This is a genomic window from Methylobacterium sp. Gmos1, from assembly GCF_053764715.1.
Genome location: NZ_JBSNCC010000004.1, coordinates 86605 through 106290, shown reverse-complemented (window position 1 = coordinate 106290; position 19686 = coordinate 86605). Strand labels below are relative to the sequence as shown.

General features: G+C 71.7%; 21 protein-coding genes. 14 read left to right on the top strand and 7 right to left on the bottom strand.

Annotated elements, in window-relative coordinates:
- Positions 1–56 precede the first annotated feature (56 nt).
- The 10 genes from ACS5PV_RS09615 (at position 57) to ACS5PV_RS09570 (ending at position 9899) form a co-directional block, all read left to right on the top strand.
- On the top strand, positions 57–536 hold the full coding sequence (locus ACS5PV_RS09615; RefSeq protein ID WP_455395118.1) for a CoxG family protein: 480 nt from the start codon (positions 57–59) through the stop codon (positions 534–536).
- Positions 537–780: 244 nt separating this feature from the next.
- On the top strand, positions 781–1275 hold the full coding sequence (locus ACS5PV_RS09610) for a (2Fe-2S)-binding protein (RefSeq protein ID WP_455395117.1): 495 nt from the start codon (positions 781–783) through the stop codon (positions 1273–1275).
- A 299-nt stretch (positions 1276–1574) separates the two neighbouring features.
- On the top strand, positions 1575–3944 hold the full coding sequence (locus ACS5PV_RS09605; RefSeq protein ID WP_455395116.1) for a xanthine dehydrogenase family protein molybdopterin-binding subunit: 2370 nt from the start codon (positions 1575–1577) through the stop codon (positions 3942–3944).
- A gap of 20 nt (positions 3945–3964) precedes the next feature.
- Positions 3965–4765, top strand: a complete 801-nt coding sequence (locus ACS5PV_RS09600; RefSeq protein ID WP_455395115.1) for an FAD binding domain-containing protein — start codon at positions 3965–3967, stop codon at positions 4763–4765.
- A 344-nt stretch (positions 4766–5109) separates the two neighbouring features.
- Positions 5110–6012, top strand: coding sequence for an AAA family ATPase (locus ACS5PV_RS09595; protein ID WP_455395114.1), 903 nt, complete (start codon positions 5110–5112; stop codon positions 6010–6012).
- Entirely contained in the window at positions 6009–7217 is a 1209-nt protein-coding gene (locus tag ACS5PV_RS09590; RefSeq protein ID WP_455395113.1) for a vWA domain-containing protein, read from the top strand. Before ACS5PV_RS09595 ends, ACS5PV_RS09590 begins: the two co-directional genes overlap by 4 nt.
- Before the next feature lie 46 nt (positions 7218–7263).
- A complete protein-coding gene (locus tag ACS5PV_RS09585) occupies positions 7264–7587 on the top strand; it encodes an XdhC family protein (RefSeq protein WP_455395112.1) in 324 nt (107 codons plus the stop codon).
- Positions 7584–8282 carry an XdhC family protein gene (locus ACS5PV_RS09580; protein ID WP_455395111.1) on the top strand — a complete coding sequence of 233 codons (699 nt, stop codon included), beginning with the start codon at positions 7584–7586 and terminating at the stop codon, positions 8280–8282. The genes ACS5PV_RS09585 and ACS5PV_RS09580 overlap by 4 nt, the downstream gene beginning before the upstream one ends.
- Entirely contained in the window at positions 8279–9313 is a 1035-nt protein-coding gene (locus ACS5PV_RS09575; protein ID WP_455395110.1) for a molybdopterin-binding protein, read from the top strand. Before ACS5PV_RS09580 ends, ACS5PV_RS09575 begins: the two co-directional genes overlap by 4 nt.
- Entirely contained in the window at positions 9303–9899 is a 597-nt protein-coding gene (locus tag ACS5PV_RS09570; RefSeq protein WP_455395109.1) for a nucleotidyltransferase family protein, read from the top strand. The genes ACS5PV_RS09575 and ACS5PV_RS09570 overlap by 11 nt, the downstream gene beginning before the upstream one ends.
- Before the next feature lie 174 nt (positions 9900–10073).
- Here ACS5PV_RS09570 and ACS5PV_RS09565 read toward each other — a convergent pair whose 3' ends face one another.
- Together ACS5PV_RS09565 and ACS5PV_RS09560 are read right to left on the bottom strand one after the other, a co-directional pair.
- The gene (locus ACS5PV_RS09565; protein WP_455395533.1) at positions 10074–10697 is read right to left on the bottom strand and encodes an exopolysaccharide biosynthesis protein; all 624 of its coding nucleotides are present in this window, start codon (positions 10695–10697) and stop codon (positions 10074–10076) included.
- 376 nt (positions 10698–11073) lie between these two features.
- Complete coding sequence (locus tag ACS5PV_RS09560; RefSeq protein WP_455395108.1) at positions 11074–11343, bottom strand: usg protein; 270 nt, start codon at positions 11341–11343, stop codon at positions 11074–11076.
- 295 nt (positions 11344–11638) lie between these two features.
- Here ACS5PV_RS09560 and bcsS point away from each other — a divergent pair, with 295 nt between their 5' ends.
- A complete protein-coding gene (gene bcsS / locus ACS5PV_RS09555) occupies positions 11639–12418 on the top strand; it encodes a cellulose biosynthesis protein BcsS (RefSeq protein WP_455395107.1) in 780 nt (259 codons plus the stop codon).
- Here the strand turns inward: bcsS and ACS5PV_RS09550 are convergent.
- The gene (locus ACS5PV_RS09550; RefSeq protein ID WP_455395106.1) at positions 12407–13939 is read right to left on the bottom strand and encodes a cryptochrome/photolyase family protein; all 1533 of its coding nucleotides are present in this window, start codon (positions 13937–13939) and stop codon (positions 12407–12409) included. The two genes, bcsS and ACS5PV_RS09550, sit on opposite strands and share 12 nt — an antisense overlap.
- A gap of 196 nt (positions 13940–14135) precedes the next feature.
- On the opposite strand from ACS5PV_RS09550, the gene ACS5PV_RS09545 reads away from it, so the two are divergent.
- On the top strand, positions 14136–15002 hold the full coding sequence (locus ACS5PV_RS09545; RefSeq protein ID WP_455395105.1) for a methionyl-tRNA formyltransferase: 867 nt from the start codon (positions 14136–14138) through the stop codon (positions 15000–15002).
- 4 nt (positions 15003–15006) lie between these two features.
- Positions 15007–15192 (top strand): DUF2256 domain-containing protein, encoded by a 186-nt coding sequence (locus tag ACS5PV_RS09540; RefSeq protein WP_455395104.1) that lies wholly within the window; start codon positions 15007–15009, stop codon positions 15190–15192.
- A gap of 1 nt (position 15193) precedes the next feature.
- Here the strand turns inward: ACS5PV_RS09540 and ACS5PV_RS09535 are convergent, their stop codons facing one another.
- From ACS5PV_RS09535 to ACS5PV_RS09525, 3 genes are read right to left on the bottom strand one after another with little or no spacing between them, the layout of a single operon-like run.
- A complete protein-coding gene (locus ACS5PV_RS09535; RefSeq protein ID WP_455395103.1) occupies positions 15194–16060 on the bottom strand; it encodes a metal ABC transporter permease in 867 nt (288 codons plus the stop codon).
- On the bottom strand, positions 16057–16947 hold the full coding sequence (gene aztA, locus ACS5PV_RS09530; protein WP_455395102.1) for a zinc ABC transporter ATP-binding protein AztA: 891 nt from the start codon (positions 16945–16947) through the stop codon (positions 16057–16059). Before aztA ends, ACS5PV_RS09535 begins: the two co-directional genes overlap by 4 nt.
- Complete coding sequence (locus ACS5PV_RS09525; RefSeq protein WP_455395101.1) at positions 16944–17096, bottom strand: hypothetical protein; 153 nt, start codon at positions 17094–17096, stop codon at positions 16944–16946. The genes aztA and ACS5PV_RS09525 overlap by 4 nt, the downstream gene beginning before the upstream one ends.
- A 165-nt stretch (positions 17097–17261) precedes the next feature.
- Here ACS5PV_RS09525 and ACS5PV_RS09520 point away from each other — a divergent pair, with 165 nt between their 5' ends.
- Positions 17262–17774 carry a Fur family transcriptional regulator gene (locus ACS5PV_RS09520; RefSeq protein ID WP_455395100.1) on the top strand — a complete coding sequence of 171 codons (513 nt, stop codon included), beginning with the start codon at positions 17262–17264 and terminating at the stop codon, positions 17772–17774.
- Between the two features lie 339 nt (positions 17775–18113).
- On the opposite strand, the gene ACS5PV_RS09515 is transcribed toward ACS5PV_RS09520, so the two are convergent.
- On the bottom strand, positions 18114–19610 hold the full coding sequence (locus ACS5PV_RS09515; protein ID WP_455395099.1) for an undecaprenyl-phosphate glucose phosphotransferase: 1497 nt from the start codon (positions 19608–19610) through the stop codon (positions 18114–18116).
- Positions 19611–19686: the final 76 nt, after the last annotated feature.

Genomic DNA, 19686 nt, shown 5'->3' with positions numbered 1-19686 from the left:
CTCCGCTACCCTCTCGGCGAGGCCCGTTCCACAACGACAAGGGGAGGCTCGCCGCCATGGCGATGACGATGACCGGCGAGGTCGTGCTGCCGGCCGACCAGCAGACCGTGTGGGAGAAGCTCAACGACCCGGAGGTGCTCAAGCGCTGCATCCCGGGCTGCGAGACCCTGGAGAAGGTCGGGGACAACGAGCTGCAGGCCTCGGCCAAGATCGCCGTCGGCCCGGTCAAGGCGACCTTCAAGGGCAAGGTGACGCTGACCGACATCGACCCGCCGAACGGCTACCGCATCACCGGCGAGGGCCAGGGCGGCGTCGCGGGCTTCGCCAAGGGCGGCGCGGTGGTGCGCCTGGAGCCGGCCGAGGGCGGCCAGACCAAGATGACCTACGACGTCGAGGCCAGCGTCGGCGGCAAGATCGCCCAGCTCGGCGGCCGCCTGATCAACGGCGTCGCCAAGAAGTACGCCGACAATTTCTTCGACACCTTCGCCAAGGAGGTCCAGGGCAGCGGCGTCGCCGGCGAGACCTCGGCCGCCTGAGCGCACCTTCGATCGCCCGCGATCAACTTGTTGCGAGGCGAATGGGCAGAATGCCGCGAATCGGCGAAAAAACGGCCGGTTTGCGCGCCAAAAGGCCGAGGCGGAGCGCCTTGACCGGCGCTTCCGCCCGGTTGACACTCGAATTCGAGCGATTCCAGAGAGGCACGGCCGGCCCGGCCACCACGAGCGACAGGGTCCGACAGACAGGATCCGCGGGTTTCCGGCCAGGAGGAGGATGTCCACCATGAGCGCTGTCAGCCTGACGGTGAACGGCAAGGCCGTGACCGCCGACATCGATCCGCGCACCCTGCTGGTGCAGTACCTGCGCGACACCCTGCGTCTCACCGGCACCCATGTCGGCTGCGACACCTCGCAGTGCGGCGCCTGCGTGGTCCATCTCGACGGCGAGGCGATCAAGGCCTGCACCGTGCTGGCGGTGCAGTGCGACGGCCGCTCCGTCACCACCATCGAGGGACTGGCCTCGGGCGGCGAGCTGCACCCGATGCAGGCGGCCTTCCGCGAGCATCACGGTCTCCAGTGCGGGTACTGCACCCCCGGCATGATCATGACCGCGGTGGACCTGGTGCGGCGCAAGGGCAATGCGCTCGACGAGCAGACCATCCGGCACGAGCTGGAGGGCAACATCTGCCGCTGCACCGGCTACCACAACATCGTCAAGGCGATCGCGGCGGGGGCGGAGAACATGGCAGCCGAGCCGCAGAAGGTCGCGGCGGAGTAACGCGACGCTAACCCTCCCCCCTCTGCGGGGGAGGGTGCCCCACAAAGTGGGGCGGGAGAGGGGGCGACGCTTCCGGAGATGTCGCGACTATTCTGAAGGGCGCTACTCTCGGCAGCGTCGCGCTGCCCCTCTCCCGGCTCGCTCCGCTCGCCACCCTCCCCCGCAGAGGGGGGAGGGTTCACGGTCTGCGCTATCCGAAAAAATGTCCGCATCATCCGGACCAACAAAAAACGCCACGACAATCCGAGGCCGGCCTCTCGCGCCGGCCCGCTGAGGCCAGATCCGGGAGAGACACGCACATGACCGCCACGGGCATCGGCGCCTCGGTGCGCCGCAAGGAAGACCAGCGCTTCATCACCGGCAAGGGCCGCTACGTCGACGACTACAACCGTCCGGGCCAGGCCTATGCCTACTTCCTGCGCTCGCCGCACGCGCATGCCACGATCCGCGGCATCGACACGGCGGCCGCCGCCGCGATGCCGGGTGTGGTCGGGATCCTGACCGGCGAGGACTTGGCCGCCGACAAGGTCGGCGGGCTGATCTGCGGCTGGATGATCCACTCCAAGGACGGCACGCCGATGAAGGCCGGCGCCCACCCGGCGCTGGCGCAGGGCAAGGTGCGCTACGTCGGCGACCACGTCGCGGTGGTGATCGCCGAGACCCTGGCCCAGGCCAAGGACGCCGCCGAGGCGATCGCCGTCGATTACGACGTGCTGCCGGCGGTGGTCGAGACCGCGAAGGCCGCGGGCGCCGGCACGGTGGTGCACGACGTCGCCCCCGACAACACCGTGTTCAACTGGCATCTCGGCAACCAGGCCGACGTCGAGGCGGCCTTCGCTCGCGCGGCGCACGTGACGAAGCTCGACATCGTCAACAACCGCCTGGTTCCGAACCCGATCGAGCCCCGCGCCGCGGTCGGCGAGTACGACGAGGCCGAGGAAGCCTTCACCCTCTACACCACGAGCCAGAACCCGCACGTCGCCCGCCTCGTGCTCTCGGCCTTCATCGGCATCGCGCCGGAGAACAAGCTCCGGGTAGTGGCGCCCGACGTCGGCGGCGGCTTCGGGTCGAAGATCTTCATCTACGCCGAGGAGACGGTCTGCGTCTGGGCGGCGAAGAAGGTCGGCCGGCCGGTGAAGTGGACCAGCGACCGCACCGAGGCGTTCCTGTGCGACGCCCACGGCCGCGACCACGTCACCCATGCCGAGCTGGCGATGGACGAGGGCGGCAAGATTTTAGGCCTGAAGGTCCACACCATCGCCAATCTCGGCGCGTATCTCTCGACCTTCTCCTCGTCGGTGCCGACCTACCTCTACGCGCCACTCCTGTCGGGCCAGTACAACATCCCGGCGATCTACTGCGAGGTGGATGCGGTCTACACCAACACCGCGCCGGTCGACGCCTATCGCGGCGCCGGGCGTCCCGAGGCGACCTTCGTCATCGAGCGGCTGGTCGAGGTCGCGGCGCGCGAGCTCAACCAGGACCCGGCGAAGTTCCGGCGCAAGAACTACGTCAAGAGCTTCCCGCACCAGACGCCCGTCATCATGATGTACGACGGCGGCGACTACTCCGCCTCGCTCGACAAGGCGCTGGAGATCGCCGACCACAAGGGCTTTCCCCGCCGCCGGCGCGAGAGCGCCCGCAACGGCAAGCTTCGCGGCATCGGCTTCTCGTCCTACATCGAGGCCTGCGGCATCGCCCCCTCGCAGGCGGTGGGCTCGCTCGGTGCGGGCGTGGGTCTGTGGGAATCGGCCGAGGTGCGGGTGAACCCGACCGGGTCGATCGAGGTGCTGACCGGCTCGCACAGCCACGGGCAGGGGCACGAGACCACCTTCGCCCAGCTCGTCTCCGACCGGCTCGGCGTGCCGATCGAGAGCGTCACCATCGTCCACGGCGACACCGACAAGGTGCAGTTCGGCATGGGTACCTACGGCTCGCGCTCCGGCGCGGTCGGCATGTCGGCCATCGCCAAGGCGATCGACAAGGTCGTGGCCAAGGGCCGCAAGGTCGCGGCCTACGCGCTGGAGGCCGGCGAGGACGACATCGAATTCAAGGACGGCCGCTTCTCGGTCGCCGGCACCGACAAGTCTCTCGCCTTCGGCGAGGTGGCGCTGCAAGCCTACGTCGCCCACAAGTTCAGCGGCGCGCAGCTGGAGCCCGGCCTGAAGGAGGGGGCGTTCTACGATCCCACGAACTTCACCTTCCCGGCCGGGATGCACATCTGCGAGCTCGAGGTCGACCCCGATACCGGCGTCGTCACCATCGAGAAGTTCACCGCGGTCGACGATTTCGGCAACGTCATCAACCCGATGATCGTCGAGGGCCAAGTCCATGGCGGCATCGCGCAGGGCGTCGGCCAGGCCCTGTTCGAGGGCGCGCTCTACGATTCCGACGGCCAGCTCGTCACCGCGAGCTTCATGGATTACCGCATGCCGCGGGCGGCCGACCTGCCCTCGTTCGAGGTCGGCATGACGGTGACGCCGTGCCCGTCGAACCCCCTCGGCATCAAGGGCTGCGGCGAGGCCGGCGCCATCGCGGCGCCGGCGGCGGTGATGAACGCGCTCACCGACGCGCTCGGCCACGAGAACATCGCGATGCCGGCGACCCCGCTGGCGGTATGGCGGGCGGCTCAAGAGAGCCCCCACCTGCGCCCCGAGGCCGCGGAATAAGATCAAGTCTGGAGAGCATCATGTACGCTTTCGCCTATCACCAGCCGACCAGCCTCAAGGAGGCCGTGAGCCTGCTTTCCGGCGAGGACGCCAAGCTCGTCGCCGGCGGCCACACCCTGATCCCGACGATGAAGCAGCGCCTGGCCGCCCCCGGCACGCTGATCGACCTCGGCAAGGTGCCGGACCTCGTCGGCATCGAGCGCAGCCCGCGCTCGATCACCATCGGCGCCATGACCACCCACGGCGCGGTGGCCGACTCGAACGACGTCAAGGAGGCGATCCCGGCTCTGGCCGAGCTGGCCGCGCTGATCGGCGACCCGGCGGTGCGCCACCGCGGCACGATCGGCGGCTCGGTCGCCAACAACGATCCGGCGGCCGACTACCCGGCGGCGTGCCTCGCGCTCGGCGCCACGATCAGCACCAACAAGCGCAAGCTCAGCTCGGAGGAATTCTTCACCGGGCTGTTCGAGACGGCGCTTGAGGAGGGCGAGATCGTCACCGGCGTCTCGTTCCCGATCCCCCACAAGGCGGCCTACGAGAAATTCCGCAACCCGGCCTCGCGCTACGCCCTCGTCGGCGTGTTCGTCGCCAAGCGCCCGAGCGACATCCGCGTCACGGTGACCGGCTCGGGCTCGAACGGCGTTTTTCGCTGGACCGAGGCCGAGGAGGCTTTGGGCAAGCGCTTCGCCGCGAAGTCGCTGGAGGGGATGTCGCCGTCGGCGAGCGGGCTCAACAGCGACATCCACGCCGATGCCGACTACCGCGCCCACCTGATCGGCGTGATGGCGCGCCGCGCGGTGCAGAAGGCGGCGGATCGGTAAGCCGCGACGGCGTCAAGAGAACCCTCCCCCCAACGAAACTCGGGCCTGCCCGAGTTCCTCATCCTCTTGCCCAAGTCGGGCAAGCCCGACTTGGGACGGGGGAGGGTGCCCCGTGGATGCGGGGCGGGAGAGGGGACCGCGACGGTGCCGAACGGTGGCGCCCGTGATCACGGTCGCGACCTCTCCGGAAGCGTGGTTCCCCTCTCCCGACCCCCGCTGACGCGGGGGCCACCCTCCCCCGCAGAGGGGGGAGGGGATGGAACGGCGCGGTTCCGCTCTAATATTCCACCCTCTGAGTATTCGGCGGAAAGCCGACCGCCCTCGCGAGAAGCCCCCTCCGCCGAATGAATCTCCCCGCCTCCATCGACGCCACCCAGGCGCTGCTCTCCTCCGCCGGCTACGTCGCCGACCGCGCTCTCTCGACCGTCGTCTTCCTGTCGCTCAAGCTGGGACGCCCGCTCTTCCTCGAAGGCGAAGCCGGCGTCGGCAAGACCGAGATCGCCAAGGTGCTGGCGAAGTCCCTCGGGCGGCCGCTGATCCGGCTGCAATGCTACGAGGGGCTCGACGTCGCGGCCGCCGTCTACGAGTGGAACTACGCCGGCCAGATGATGGCAATCCGGCTCGCTGAGGCCGGCGGTGCCGTCGACCGCGAGCGGCTGGAATCGGAACTCTTTTCCGAGCGCTACCTGATCCGCCGGCCGCTGCTCCAGGCGCTGGAGCCCGGCGCGGGCGGGGCGCCGGTGCTGCTGATCGACGAGCTGGATCGCACCGACGAGGCCTTCGAGGCCTTCCTGCTCGAAGTGCTGTCCGACTTCCAGGTGACGATTCCCGAACTCGGCACCGTGCGCGCGCCCGAGCCGCCGCTGGTGATCCTGACCTCGAACCGCACCCGCGAGATCCACGACGCCCTCAAGCGCCGCTGCCTCTATCACTGGGTCGATTACCCGGACGCGGAGCGCGAGTTGCAGATCCTGCGCTCGCGCCTGCCGAACGCGCCCGAAGCCCTGTCGCGCCAGGTCGTCGCCTTCGTGCAGGCGATCCGCAAGGAGGACCTGTTCAAGGCGCCGGGCGTCGCCGAGACCCTGGACTGGGCCACCGCGCTCGTCGAGCTCGACGCCATCGCCCTCGACCCGACGCTCGTCATCGACACGCTCGGCGTCTTGCTGAAGTACCAGGACGACATCCAGGCGATGCAGGGCGGGCGCGCCAAGGCGCTCCTCGACGAGGTGAGATCGTCCGCCGGATGACAGACGGTCTCCCGGGCACCGGCCGGCTTCCCGACAACATCGCGTATTTCGCCAGGGCCCTGCGATCTGCGGGCGTGCCGGTCGGGCCCGGCGACGTGATCGACGCCGTCACCGCGGTGGAGGCCGCTGCCATCGGCACCCGCGAGGACTTTTACTGGACGCTGCACGCCGTGCTGGTGCGCCGGCACGAGCACTCGGCCCTGTTCGCCGAGGCCTTCCGGCTGTTCTGGCGCCGGCGCGACCTCATCGAGAAGATGATCGCCCAGATGTCGCCGGTCGCCCCCGACAAGGCGCCGTCGAAACCCCCGAATGCCGGCGCGCTCCGGGTGCAGGAGGCGCTGTCGCCGAAGACCGAGCGGCCGAAGCCCAAGGTCACGGAGGAAGACCTCACGACCGTCACCCTGTCGGTGTCGCAGGCCGAGGTGCTGAAGGGCAAGGACTTCGCCCAGATGAGTGCCGACGAGGTGGCGCAGGCCCGCCGCCTGATCGCCTCGTTGCGGCTGCCCGACGACGCCACCCGCACCCGGCGGTTCGAGGCGCGACCGCGCGGACGCATCGACCCGCGCCGCAGCTTCCAGCGCACGGTGCGGGCGGGCGGCGCCATCGACCTCGCCTTCCGGGCGCCGCGCGAGCGGCCGCCGCCGATCGTGGCGCTCTGCGACATCTCCGGCTCGATGGCGGAGTATTCCCGCCTGTTCCTGCACTTCCTGCACGCCATGAGCGAGCAGCGCCGGGTGCACAGCTTCGTCTTCGCGACGCGGCTCACCAACATCACCCGGGAACTCACCCGCCGCGATCCCGACGAGGCGCTCGCCCGCGCCAGCGCCCGGGCGCAGGACTGGGAGGGCGGCACCCGCATCGCCGAGGCGCTACACCTGTTCAACCGGCACTGGTCGCGCCGGGTGCTCGGCGGCGGCGCCGTGGTGCTGCTGTTCACCGACGGGCTCGAGCGCGAGGTGACGCCGGAGCTGACCCACGAGATGGACCGCCTGCGCCGCTCGTGCCGGCGGCTCGTCTGGCTCAACCCGCTCTTGCGCTTCGAGGGTTTTTCGGCGCGGGCCAGCGGCATCCGGGCGATGCTGCCCCACGTCGACGATTTCCGGCCGATCCACAGCCTGTCGGCGATGGCCGATCTCTGCCGCGCGCTCGGCGCACACCAGCCGCGCGGCCGCGCCCCGAAGGCGTGGTTGCGCGCGGCGGGCTGACGCCTAACTCTTGTGGCGGGGCTCGCCAGTCCCGGAGACCATTTCCATGCTGTCGACAGATACCGACATCCTCGCCACCGCCGAGACCTGGCGCGAGGCCGGCCGCGGCGTGGCGCTCGCCACCGTGATCGAGACCTGGGGCTCGGCCCCGCGCCCGGTCGGCAGCCACCTCGTCATCGACCAGGAGGGCAACTTCCTCGGCTCGGTCTCGGGCGGCTGCGTCGAGGGCGCGGTCATCGCCGAGGCCGCCGACGTGATCGAGGACGGCAAGCCGCGGGTGCTGGAGTTCGGCGTCGCCGACGAGACCGCCTGGCGGGTCGGCCTGTCCTGCGGCGGGCGCATCCGCGTGCTGGTCGAGCCGGTCGCGTGAGGCTCGACATCCTGCGGGAGATGAACCGGGAGCGCGCCGCCCGCCGCGCCGTCATCCTGGTGACCAACACCGCCGACGGCGCCCAGCGCCTGGTGCGCGAGGCCGACGCGGAGGGCGACCCGCTCGCCGCCGAGCTGTCGGCGCGGTTCCGCTCAGGGAAAAGCGGGATCGTCGAGGCCGAGGGGCAGTCGCTGTTCCTCACCGTCCAGGTGCCGCCGCCGCGCCTCGTGGTGATCGGTGCCGTGCATATCAGTCAGGCGCTCGCCCCGATGGCGCGCCTGACCGAGCTCGACGTGACCATCATCGATCCGCGCACCGCCTTCGCGACGCCGGAGCGCTTCCCCGACGTATCCCTGCTGGCGCTCTGGCCGGACGACGCGCTCGCCCAACTGCCGCCCCTCGACCGCTACACCGCGCTCGCCGCCCTGACCCACGACCCGAAGATCGACGATCCCGCCCTCGTCGCGGCGCTGAAGGCTGAGTGCTTCTACGTCGGCGCGCTCGGCTCGCGAAAGACCCACGGCCGGCGCGTCGAGCGCCTGACCGCCGCGGGCCTGGGCGAGGCGCAGATCGGCCGCATCGCCGCGCCGATCGGCCTCGACATCGGCGCCGTCAGCCCGGCCGAGATCGCCGTCTCGGTGCTGGCGCAGGTGATCGCGGCCTTGCGCCAGGATCGGCGCCGGGCCCCCGCATGAGGTTCGGCCCGGTTCCGATCGGAGAGGCCGCCGGGCTGATCGCCGCCCACTCGGTGCGCGCCGGCGATGCGGTGGTGAAGAAGGGCCGGCCGATCGGCGCCGAGGAAGCGGCCCGGCTCGCGGCGGCCGGCATCGCCGAGGTGGTGGCAGTCGCCCTCGAACCGGGCGATGTCGGCGAGGACGCGGCGGCGCAACGGCTCGCCGCCGCGGTGGCGGGGCCGGGCGTCACCGTCGAGCCACCCTTCACCGGCCGCTCGAACCTGCACGCCTCGCAAGGAGGCCTGCTCGTCCTCGACGAGGGGGTGATCGCGGCCGTCAACCGCGTCGACGAGGCGGTGACCCTCGCGACCCTGGTGCCGTTCAAGCCGGTCGTGCTCGGCGAGATGGTCGCCACCGTCAAGATCATCCCCTACGCGGTGCCGGGCGCGGTGCTGGAGCGTGCGCTCGCCGCAGCGGCGCCGGCGATCCGGGTCGCGCCCTACCGCCTGAGCCGGGTCGTGGCGATCTCGACCCTGCTGCCCGGCCTGAAACCCAGCGTCGTCGACAAGACCCTGCGCACCCTCGAGGCCCGCCTCGACCCGGCGGGAGCCCGCATCGTCGGCGAGGCGCGGGTGCCGCACGAGGCCGGCGCCGTGGCGAGGGCGCTCGGCGAGGCGATCGAGCGCGACGGCGCGGAACTCGCGGTGGTGTTCGGCGCCTCGGCCATCGCCGACCGGCGCGACGTGATCCCGGCCGGGATCGAGGCGGCGGGCGGCGTGGTCGACCATCTCGGCATGCCGGTCGATCCCGGCAACCTGCTGCTGCTCGGGCGGTTGCGCCAGGATTCGCCGAGCCCGGTGCCGGTGATCGGCGCCCCCGGCTGCGCCCGCTCGCCGAAGGAGAACGGCTTCGACTGGGTGCTGCAACGGCTCCTCGCCGGCCTGCCCGTCAGCCGCGACGACATCGTCGGCTTCGGGGTCGGCGGGCTCCTGATGGAGATCGTGTCGCGGCCCCAGCCCCGGGACGGCGGGGAGAGCGCGGATGAGGCCTGACCCGGTCGGCGCTGTGCTGCTCGCCGCCGGCCGCGGCACCCGCTTCGGCGCGAGCCCGAAGCTCCTGAGCCTTCTCGACGGCAAGCCGCTGGTGCGCCACGCGGCCGAAGCCGCGGTGGCGGCGGATCTCGGGCCGGTGGTGGCGGTGCTCGGCCACGCCGGCGACGAGGTGCGCGCCGCGCTCTCCGGGCTGCCGCTGACGCTCGTCGAGAATCCCGACTATGCGGAGGGCCTGTCGACCTCGCTGCGCGCGGGGCTCAGTGCCCTGCCGGAGACCGTCCCGGCGGCGCTCGTCCTCCTCGGCGACATGCCGCGGGTCGGGCCCGGCCTGCTGGTGCGCCTCGCCGAGGCGTTTCGCGCAGCGGCGGTCCCACCCTCGGCGGTGGTGCCGGTGCGGGACGGGCATCGCGGCAACCCGGTGCTGCTCAACCGCCGCCTGCTGGCGGACGGCCTCGCCGGCCTCACCGGCGACCGCGGCGCCGGGCCGCTGCTGGCGCGGCGCGACGACGTTCTGGAATGGCCGGTGGACGATCCGGGCGTGCTGGTCGACGTGGACACGCCGGCGGCCCTGGCGGGGCTGACCTGAGTCGTCGCCCGATGCCGTGGTCGAGGCCCCTAGGAGCCCGTCCGCTCGGCCTCCACGGACTTGGCATTCTCCAGGTCATTCCGGGCTCCGCTTTCGTGGCGCCGGAATGAACTGGTGGATGTCAATGACGTCGTGAGATCGGGCAACCTTCGGGATTAGAGGGCCGTGCCGGTCTTACGCCCCGGCCGCCGCGGCACCCAGGTTCAGCAGCCCCATCACCGCGGTGAACACCGCGTAGACGAAGCCGAGGTTGAGCAGCACGCCGAGTACCCCGATGCCAAGGCCTGCCGCCACCACGACGCCGTCGCGCTCGACGAGGCCGAGGCCGACGAGGGTCACGGCGAGGCCGAGGGGGATCTGGCCGACGAGCGGGGCAGCGACGATCAGCACCAGGGACAAAGCCAGGATCAGCAGACCCATGGTCCGCATGCCGATGTCGTTCTCGAACACCCGCAGGCGCGGCCGCGACCAGCGCTCGAGCCGGCGCAGCAGGGGCACGGCGCGGGAGACGGCACGCTGGAGGTCGGAGCGGGCGATCGAGCGGCCGAGCAGCGCGCGCGGCAGCCACGGCGCCGACATGCCGGCGGCGATCTGCGCCGCCACCAGGGCGAGGAGCAGGCCGCAGATCAGCGGGATCGGCGGCGGCATCGGCAGGCAGTTCGGCAGGCCGAGCAGCACGACGAGCAGCGCGAAGGCCCGGTCGCGCAGGACCGCCACGATGTCGCCGACGGTCAGCCGCTCGGTCTCCTGGGCGGCGAGGACGGTCAGGACCTCGGAGGTGCGGGCGAATTGCGTCACGGGGGTCTGGCCGTCCGGTGCCGGGGAGGCGTCCCCTTGCGGGAACGCGGCGCCCGTGGATGACGGGACGGCGCTCGCCGGCGGGGTCGCGGCGCCCCGGGCCGGGGTCGCCCGGCCTCCTCTAGCCCACTCCGCAGCCCGGGCCAACCCGCGCGCGTGGGTGGCGCGCGCGCCGAGATCGGCGCGGACGGGCCCGGCGGCGAGAAGGGGGCCGAGCCGCCGTCGAAGCGGCCCGGCCGCCGAGAGGATGCGCCTGTGCATGGTTCACCGACGTGAGCGCCGCGCTGCTCAACAGCGCGGCCGTGACGGGCCTCTCACACGGCCAACCGGGCAATCGTAGGGCAGAGCCGTCGAAAAAAGGCCGGGCGCCCCGATTTCAGTGCAGCGTCAGCACCCCGTTCACGGCCCGGAACTCCGCCGGCTTGATGAGGTGCGAATGCGCCACCCGGACCGAGTGCAGCGGTCCCTCCAGCTCACGCTTCCAGAAATCCAGGAAGCCGGTGAGCACGGGGAAACGCGGGGCGAGGTCGTAATCCTGCCAGACGTAGGTTTGCAGCACGCCGGGATGATCGGGAATGCGGTAGAGGATGTGGGCCGTCGTCAGCCCGTATCCCTCGATCTGCTGCCGGAACTCCTTGGAGACCATGACACCTCCTGACGGGTTGAGGATCCTTCTCGGGTGCGTAGCGCTTTGCCGGCCAAGCGTCCGATGATGCGGTTAATCAATGGTTACGCTCAAGTGAAAAGAGTATCTAATGCGTTGATTTTTCAAGCAATAGCAGCCTAGTCGAGCGAGTGCTGACAGTCCCGGCGCACATCGCCTCGTCTGCGGTCCGGGCCGCGCCGGATCGCCATCCTGTGCAGTCGCCGCGCCCGTTCGATCACCTGTGCCATCGTCCAGGCCGCGTCTTGACGCAGCGTCTTTTGGAAAAGATATTTCCATGGACGCAACGGCAGGCTCGGTCCTCGTGCCTCATCCCCCGGTTCGACTTCTCCTGCTTCGCGCGGCGGCCGGCCTGGCCTGCCCGGAGGCGGCGCTCGCCGACGAGCGGGACGACGTGCGGACCGTGCTGTTCGGCAGCCTGGATGCCGGCCGCTCGACCTTCGTCAGCGCCGGGGCCAAGGTGGCGCCGGGCGGGATCGCCCGGGACGGCATCGTCACCCTCGCGACCCTCGGCTACGGCCTGCGGCCGGAGCGGGACTGGTGGGGCGATCCGCGCGCCAAGGCCGGCCTCGCCCCGCCGCGCACCCTGCGCCACACGGTGCAGGCCGGGGCGCTCGCCGGGTGGCAATGGGTGCGCGGCTGGGGCGTCGCCGCCCTGTTCGCCGGACCCGAACTCGCCTTCGAGGTGCTGGACAGCCCCGGCACGACGCGGCTGCCGGCCCCGCGCCCCGGCCTGCGGGTGCAGGGCGAGCTATGGGCGCGGCCGAGCGAGGCGACGCTCGTCACCGCGACCCTGATCGGCGGCACCGCGCGCTGGAGCGCCTGGGGCCGGGTCTCCTGGGGCATGCGCGTTCCGGAATGGACCGCGGCCTATCTCGGGCCGGAGGCCGCGCTCTACGCCGACCGGACCGGCTACCGGAAGTGGAGCCTCGGCCTCCACGCCACCGATTTCGCGCTGGCGCAGCTGAGCTTCCGCGTCTCGGCCGGCTGGGTCTACGAGGAGCAGATCCGGCGCCCCGGCGCCTACGGCACGCTCACCGCCTGGCTACCGCTCTGAGGACAGCGAGCCGAGGAAGCGCGCCGAATCCGCGACGATCGTGTCGCGGCGCGCCGGCGCCATCTTGTCGAGGGTGCGGTAGGGCATCGCGAGGCGCGGGTTGCCGCGCAAGGTCTCCTCGTTCCCGATCAGGAAGTTCCAGTACAGGTAGTTGAACGGGCAGGCGGCCTCGCCTTCCTTCTTCTTCACGTCGTAGGCGCAGCCGCGGCAGTAATCCGACATCCGGTCGATATAGGCGCCGGACGAGGCGTAGGGCTTCGAGCCGAGGAGCCCGCCATCGGCCCACAGCGCCATGCCGTGGACGTTGGGGAGTTCCACCCACTCGTAGGCGTCGGCGTAGACGACGAGGAACCACTCCTCGACCTGGCGCGGCGCGAGGCCGGCGATGAGCGCGAAGTTGCCGAGCACCATCAGGCGCTGGATGTGGTGGGCGTGGGCGAAGGCTTTCGTGTCGCGCACGCATTCGGCGAGGCAGGCCATGGCGGTCTCGCCCGACCAGTAGAACCACGGCAGGTCGCGGGTGGCGTTCAGCGCGTTGGTCTCGGGGTAGTCCGGCATCCGCGCCCAGTAGAGCCCGCGCACGTATTCGCGCCAGCCGAGGATCTGGCGGATGAAACCCTCGACCGCGTTGAGGGGCGCCGCGCCCTCGCGCCAGCGCTCTTCCGCCGCCCGGCACACCTCCTCGGCGTCGAGAAGCCCGAGATTGAGCGCTGGCGCGATCAGCCCGTGATACAGGAACGGCGTGCCGGAGCGCATCGCGTCCTGGTAGTCGCCGAACTGCGCCAGGCAGTCGTCGAGGAAGTGGCGCAGGGCCTCGAGGGCCTCGGCGCGGGTCACCGGCCAGCCGAAGCCGTCGAGGTCGCCGAAATGGTCGGGGAAGCGGCGCGCGACGAGGTCCATCACCTCCCGGGTCACCGCATCGGGCGGGAAGCGCCGGCGCTCCGGCACGGCGTGGCCGGCGGGCAGGCGGCGGCGGTTGTCGTGGTCGAAGTTCCATTGCCCGCCCACGGGATCGCGCCCCTCCATCAGGAAGCCGGTGCGCCGGCGCATGGCGCGGTAGAAGGTCTCCATCCGCAGGACCCCGCGCCCCTCCGCCCAGCGGGCGAAGACCGGACGCGCGCACAGGAAGCGGGTGTCGTCCCGGATCTCGACCGGCAGCCCGAACCGCTCCTCCCAGTCCAGCATCATCGCCTCGACCCGCCACTCGCCGGCCTCGGTCACGACGATCCGGTCGGGCCGGTGACGCGCGACCGCGCGGGCGAGCTCGCCGGTGAACGAGCCGGCATTGCCGGGATCGTCGAGGACGACGTAGTCGACCGTGACGCCGCGCTCGCGCAATTCGGCGGCGAAGTGGCGCATGGCGGAGAAGACCAGCACCAGCTTCTGCTTGTGGTGGCGCACGTAGGTCGCCTCCTCGGTGACCTCGACCATCAGCACCGTGTCGGTGGCGGGATCGAGATCGGTGAGGGTGGCGAGCCGCGGATGGAGCTGGTCGCCGAGGACGAGGCGGAGCGTGCGCATGCGTGCTCAGCCCCTGGCGCAGGCATGCGAAACGTTGGCTAACACTCGCGCCATTGCGGCTCCCCTTCGGCTGACCATAACCCTAGCTAGAGCGGTTAGGGACGCCGGCGCGCGGGTTGCGCCGGGCCGAACCGACGCAGGGGCGGGCGGGTTGAGTTCCGTCCGCCGGGAATGATCGGGTCTGAGGAGTCGCGTCGTGAAATTCGCCTTCGCGGGAATCGACTTCCTGGGCGGTGTGTTCGAGGCCCTGGTCGCGGCGGGCTGGCAACCGATCAAGCTGTTCTCCCGCCCCTGCGACGGGATCTACGACCAGAACGAGACGGTCGTGGCGCTCGCCCGGCGCCACCGGGTGCCGATCCAGCTCTCGCGCATCCGCGTCGCCGACATCGAGGCCCTGTCGGCCGAGCACGGGCGCGACTGGGCGCTGGTGGTAGCGGGCTATCCCTGGCTCGTCACCGGCTGGCCGGGCCGGGTGCGCTACGCCCTCAACATCCACCCCTCGCCGCTGCCCGACGGCCGCGGGCCCTACCCGCTGTTTCGCGCCGTCCTCGATTCCTACGAGAGCTGGGGCGTGACCGCCCACGTGCTCGCCGAGGAGGGCTTCGACATCGGCGACATCCTGGCGCAGGACCTCTTCCCGATCTCCGGCACGGAGACGCACGAGACCCTGCTCGCCCGCTGCCAGATGGCGGCGATGCGGCTCGCCCGCGGGCCGATCGCCCGCGACCTGCCCGCCCTGTGGCGCAAGGCCGAGCCGCAGGGCGACGGCGCCTACTGGCCGCGGGTCACCGATCTCGACCGCACCCTCGATTTCCGCCAGCCGGTCGCGGCGATCCTGCGCCGAGTCCGGGCCTTCGGGTCGATCGAGACCCTGGCGCGCGTCAACGACAACCGGATCTTCGTGCAGGAGGCCGAGGGCTGGACGGAGGCCCACCGCCACGCCCCCGGTACGGTGGTGCACGCCTATCGCCGCCAGATCCTGGTGGCGGCCCGGGACGGCTACGTGCAGATCACCCGCTGGAGCAGCATCCCGCTCGCCGATGCCGGCAAGACGGGGCGCTGAGGCGATGCCGAAGATGCGCCGCAAGGGCGACTTGCCGCAGAAGCTGTGCGCCCAGTGCGGCCGGCCCTTCGCCTGGCGCAAGAAGTGGGAGCGGGTCTGGGACGAGGTGCGCTACTGCTCGGATGCCTGCCGGCGGGCGGCGTACCGGGGCGAGCCGGCGCGGTCGCCCGACTCACCCCCTTCCCGATAGCTCACGCCTCGAGGTGGCGGGCCGGAAACAGCCGCCAGACCAGCCCGCCGCGAGGCCCGAGCAGCATCGAGGCGACGTAGAGGGCGCCCGCGGCGAGCACGATCGCCGGCCCGGTCGGCAGGCTGGCGTAGTACGAGACGAGAAGCCCCGCCACGCTCGCGACGAGCGCCAGGATCACCGCCGCCGGCATCAGCCCGCTGAGGTCGACGGCCCAGAACCGGGCGGTGATTGCCGGCAGCAGCATCAGCCCGACGGCGAGCAGGGTGCCGAGCGCCGCGAAGCCGCCGACGAGGTTGAGCACCACCAGGGCGAGGAAGGCGTAGTGCACCGGCCCGCTCGCCCGGCCGACCGAGCGCAGGAACAGCGGATCGACGCATTCCATCACCAGCGGCCGGTAGGCGACGGCGAGGCCCGCGAGGGTCACGGTGGCGATGCCGCCGAGCAGCACCAGGGCGTCGTCGTCGAGCGCCAGCACCGTGCCGAACAGGATGTGCAGGAGGTCGATCGACGAGCCCCGGGCCGAGATCAGCAGCACGCCGGCGGCGAGCGAGATCAAGTAGAACGCCGCCAGGCTCGCATCCTCGCGCAGCACCGTCGAGCGGGCGATGAAGCCCGAGAGCAGCGCCACCGCGAGGCCGGCGACGAGGCCGCCGAGCGTCATCGCCGGCAGCGACAGCCCGGCCCACAGGAAGCCGACCGCCGCGCCGGGCAGGATGGCGTGGCTCATCGCCTCGCTCATCAGGCTCATGCGGCGCAGCGTCAGGAAGACGCCGACCGGGGCGGCGCCGACCGACAGGGCGACGCAGCCGGCGAGCGCCCGGCGCATGAACGAGAACTCGACGAAGGGCGCCGTGAGGAGATCGATCACGCGGCGTGCCCGTGGGTGTGGTCGTGGTGCGCGTGGTCGTGCGACGCAGGATCGTGGGCCGCGGGCTCGTGCGGGCCGTGATCGTGATCATGATCGTGCCCGGGTGCGGCGCGGCACACCGGCGCGTCCTCGTCCCAGGCCTCGCAGAGCCGGCGGGCCCGGCGCAGGTTGTCGGCGGTCAGCACCTCGGACGTCGCCCCCCAGGCCACCGCCTCGCGGGCGAGGAGCAGCGTCGAGGGGAAGTGCCGGGCGACCTGGTCGAGGTCGTGCAGCACCGCCACCACGGTGCGACCCTCCGCGTGCCAGCCGTGGACCAGGCCCAGGAGCTCGTCGGTGGTGCGCGCGTCGATCGCCGCGAAGGGCTCGTCGAGCAGGATCACCCGCGCGTCCTGCAGCAGGACGCGGGCGAACAGGGCGCGGCGCAGCTGGCCCCCCGACAGCGTGCCGATCGGCCGGCGCTCGAAGCCGGTGAGCCCCACCGCCGCGAGCGCCGCCGCGACGGCGGCCCGGTGCGGCTTCAGGGCCCGCCACGGCCCGACTTGGCGCCACAGCCCCATCGCAACGAGGTCGAACACGCCGATCGGGAACGCCCGGTCGATCTCGGCGGCCTGGGGCAGGTAGGCGATGTCCTGCCGCGCCAGGCCGGAGCGGGCGACCTCGCCCTCCAGCGGCGCGATCTCGCCCATGATGCCCTTGAGCAGGGTCGACTTGCCGGCGCCGTTCGGCCCGACCACCGCGGTGAGCGATCCCGCCGGGATCGTGCCGTCGAGGTGGTGGACCGCCGGATGGCGGGCATAGCCGAGGGTGAGGCCGCGGAAGGCGAGGGCGCCGCCCGGGGTAGAGGATAACGTGCCGATCGGCGCGGGATGCTTGAGCGGTACCGTCACGCCATGGCCCAGCCGATCAGGCCCCAGAGGGCCGCTGCCAGGAGCGCGGCCACGGCGAGGCGCGGCCCGACGCCGACCCGCAGCAGGGAGAACGGTGCGGTCTGGGATCGCGGAGCGGCGTCGGCCCGCGGGGCGTGCGAATGCGGCATCGGCGAATCGGTCGTTCGGGTCCGGCTCGCGCCCTCGGCGGGCGGGCGCACGGACCCCATATAGGGGCGGCCGGCTGCCGCCCCGAGGCGGATCGTTACACTGTAACAGGCAGGGCCTGTCAACCGCCGCCGGGTTGGGGTAGGACGGCGTCCGGAGGGTGGCGGATGGACGAGCACGGAACCTGCGGGCATCACGGTCACGGCCACGAGGAGCACGGGCCCGCCCGGACGGCCGACCTCGTCGCGCGCGCCGAGCGGCTGGCGCAGGATCTCGGCCTGCAATTCACGACGCTGCGCCGCCGCACCCTGGAGGTGGTGGCCGAGGAGGGGCGCCCGCTCGGCGCCTACGACATCGCCGAGCGCCTGAGCGCCCCGGGCAAGCGCGTCGCCGCGGTCTCGGTCTACCGCGCCCTCGACTTCCTCACCGAGCACGGCCTCGTCCACCGCATCGCCAGCCGCAACGCCTTCGTCCCCTGCGAGCACGGCCACGGTGCCGGCGAGAGCGCGGTGTTCCTGATCTGCCGCAGCTGCGGCAGCGTCGACGAGACCATCTCGGCCGAGATCGAGCGCAGCCTCGACCGGACGCTCGCCCAGGCCGGGTTCAAGCCGGCGAGCCGGATCGTCGAGATCGAGGGGGAGTGCGGGGCGTGCCAGGGGCGGGGCGAGGGAGGCCGCTGACAGGGCCCGATATCCCCCTGTGGTGCTCGGGTGTCGCCACGCGGTCCATCGGCCCGCCCGGCAGCTCTCCCGTGTTCCGGCGCAGGAATCCGTGCCGCTGCAGCCCGTTCGAGGAACCCACAGGGCCGATCTCGCCATGAACGAGGCCGTGTGCCGCCCCGCGTCAAGGTCGAGGGCTGCGCGGAGTACGAGGCGTAGTGAACGGTCGTCCGACCCCGTCCCGGACTTCACCCAGCTGCCGGCCCGGAAGCCGATCTCGGCTCCTGACCAGTACGAGGGGGAGATGCAAGCGAAGGTGGCTCTGGGAGATGGGATGCCCGGCATACGGGCACGCCGGCCTCAATACGCGTTCTTGAACGCGCTCCGCGCCACCACCGTCATCACCAGGATCCTGATGTCGAACCACAACGACCAATTGTCGATGTAGAACAGGTCGTGCTCGACCCTGCGCTGCATGTCGGCATCGGTCAGGGTCTCGCCGCGCAGGCCGTTCACCTGCGCCCAGCCGGTGATCCCCGGCCGCACGTTGTGGCGCCGGGCGTAGAGCGCGATGCGGCGCTCGAAGCTGCGGTCGTGGGCCACCGCGTGGGGGCGGGGGCCGACCAGCGACATGTCGCCCCGGATCACGTTGAGGAGCTGGGGCAATTCGTCGAGGTTGGTGCGGCGCAGAACGCGGCCGATCCGGGTGATGCGGTCGTCGTCGCGGGTCGCCTGGCGGAAGGCGGCGCCGGACTCCTGGCGCATGCTGCGGAACTTGAACACCCAGAACGCCTCCTGGTTGAAGCCGTAGCGCTTCTGCCGAAACAGGCTCGGGCCACGGCTGTCGAGGCGGATCAGGATCGCGATCAGGATGAGCAGCGGCGAGAGCGCGACGAGGCCGAGCGAGGCCACCACGACGTCGAAGGTGCGCTTGGCGGCGATCTCCAGGGGGGAGAGGGGCGCACGGCCGACATTGATGCCGGTGAGCAGGCCGACCCGGCCGAGGCGGACGTCGCTGAAGCGGTCCATCACCCGGCCCGGGCGCAGGTGCAGGGCGACCGGCACCCGCAGGAAGGCGTCGACGCAGGCCTCGAGGTCCTCGACATCGGCCCAGGGCACAAGCACGAACACGTCGTCGGGCCGCAGGAAGCGCACGACCGACACGCTGAGGTCGAGATCCTCGGCGAGCTGGGCCTTGCGCGCCTCCGGCTCGGTGCCCGGGCCTGAGCTGCGCAGGGTGCTGACGCCGATCACCCGCAGGCCGAGCGCCGCGGTGTCGTGGGTGGCGTAGAAGCTCGCGACGTCCTCCTCGTAGCCGATCAGGTGGATGCGGCGGGCGGAATCGGAGCGCGGCGTGATGAGCCGGCGCACCAGGGTCACGGTGGCGAGGCGGGTGGCGACGAGGACCGGCAGGCCGGCGAGGAAGGTCGCCAGCGTCGCCACGCGGGAATGGTCGCCGGTGGTCTTGCTGAGGAAGCCGAGGACCAGCACCACCGTCCAGGCGCCGAGCCAGAGGCTGACCATCCGGCGGAAACGCGGCGCGCGGGCGAGGTAGTTCTCGATGCTGTACTCGCCGCGCGCGACGTTCGGCAGCACCACGAACAGGCCGAGGAACAGGCCGACCGCCAGCGATGGGCCGAGGTCCGGGTGCCGCTCGTAGGAGACGAGGTGGTAGATCGTCTCGCAGGCGAGACCGGTGACCGCCACCGCCACGAGCTCGGCGAGCGCCGCCCCGCCGGCGATCGCGACGCGCAACGCCGCCCGGCCGCGGCGGGGCAGGAGCGCGTTCCAGACCGCGCGCGCCTCCGAGGTGGCGAGGTGGGCATCGCCGTCTCCGGGGAACCGTTCGTGTCGCATGGCGAGAAGACCCGTGACCGCTGGCTGTGCCGGCGTGGGACGGACCGGGCGGGACCGTGCCGTTTCCGCACGTCCC

Excerpts from the sequence above, each read along its gene's own strand:
- ACS5PV_RS09615 (WP_455395118.1), top strand. The coding sequence starts at position 57 with ATGGCGATGACGATGACCGGCGAGGTCGTGCTGCCGGCCGACCAGCAG.
- ACS5PV_RS09610 (WP_455395117.1), top strand. The coding sequence starts at position 781 with ATGAGCGCTGTCAGCCTGACGGTGAACGGCAAGGCCGTGACCGCCGAC.
- ACS5PV_RS09605 (WP_455395116.1), top strand. The coding sequence starts at position 1,575 with ATGACCGCCACGGGCATCGGCGCCTCGGTGCGCCGCAAGGAAGACCAG.
- ACS5PV_RS09600 (WP_455395115.1), top strand. The coding sequence starts at position 3,965 with ATGTACGCTTTCGCCTATCACCAGCCGACCAGCCTCAAGGAGGCCGTG.
- ACS5PV_RS09595 (WP_455395114.1), top strand. The coding sequence starts at position 5,110 with ATGAATCTCCCCGCCTCCATCGACGCCACCCAGGCGCTGCTCTCCTCC.
- ACS5PV_RS09590 (WP_455395113.1), top strand. The coding sequence starts at position 6,009 with ATGACAGACGGTCTCCCGGGCACCGGCCGGCTTCCCGACAACATCGCG.
- ACS5PV_RS09585 (WP_455395112.1), top strand. The coding sequence starts at position 7,264 with ATGCTGTCGACAGATACCGACATCCTCGCCACCGCCGAGACCTGGCGC.
- ACS5PV_RS09575 (WP_455395110.1), top strand. The coding sequence starts at position 8,279 with ATGAGGTTCGGCCCGGTTCCGATCGGAGAGGCCGCCGGGCTGATCGCC.
- ACS5PV_RS09570 (WP_455395109.1), top strand. The coding sequence starts at position 9,303 with ATGAGGCCTGACCCGGTCGGCGCTGTGCTGCTCGCCGCCGGCCGCGGC.
- ACS5PV_RS09560 (WP_455395108.1), bottom strand. The coding sequence starts at position 11,343 with ATGGTCTCCAAGGAGTTCCGGCAGCAGATCGAGGGATACGGGCTGACG.
- bcsS (WP_455395107.1), top strand. The coding sequence starts at position 11,639 with ATGGACGCAACGGCAGGCTCGGTCCTCGTGCCTCATCCCCCGGTTCGA.
- ACS5PV_RS09550 (WP_455395106.1), bottom strand. The coding sequence starts at position 13,939 with ATGCGCACGCTCCGCCTCGTCCTCGGCGACCAGCTCCATCCGCGGCTC.
- ACS5PV_RS09540 (WP_455395104.1), top strand. The coding sequence starts at position 15,007 with ATGCCGAAGATGCGCCGCAAGGGCGACTTGCCGCAGAAGCTGTGCGCC.
- ACS5PV_RS09525 (WP_455395101.1), bottom strand. The coding sequence starts at position 17,096 with ATGCCGCATTCGCACGCCCCGCGGGCCGACGCCGCTCCGCGATCCCAG.
- ACS5PV_RS09520 (WP_455395100.1), top strand. The coding sequence starts at position 17,262 with ATGGACGAGCACGGAACCTGCGGGCATCACGGTCACGGCCACGAGGAG.
- ACS5PV_RS09515 (WP_455395099.1), bottom strand. The coding sequence starts at position 19,610 with ATGCGACACGAACGGTTCCCCGGAGACGGCGATGCCCACCTCGCCACC.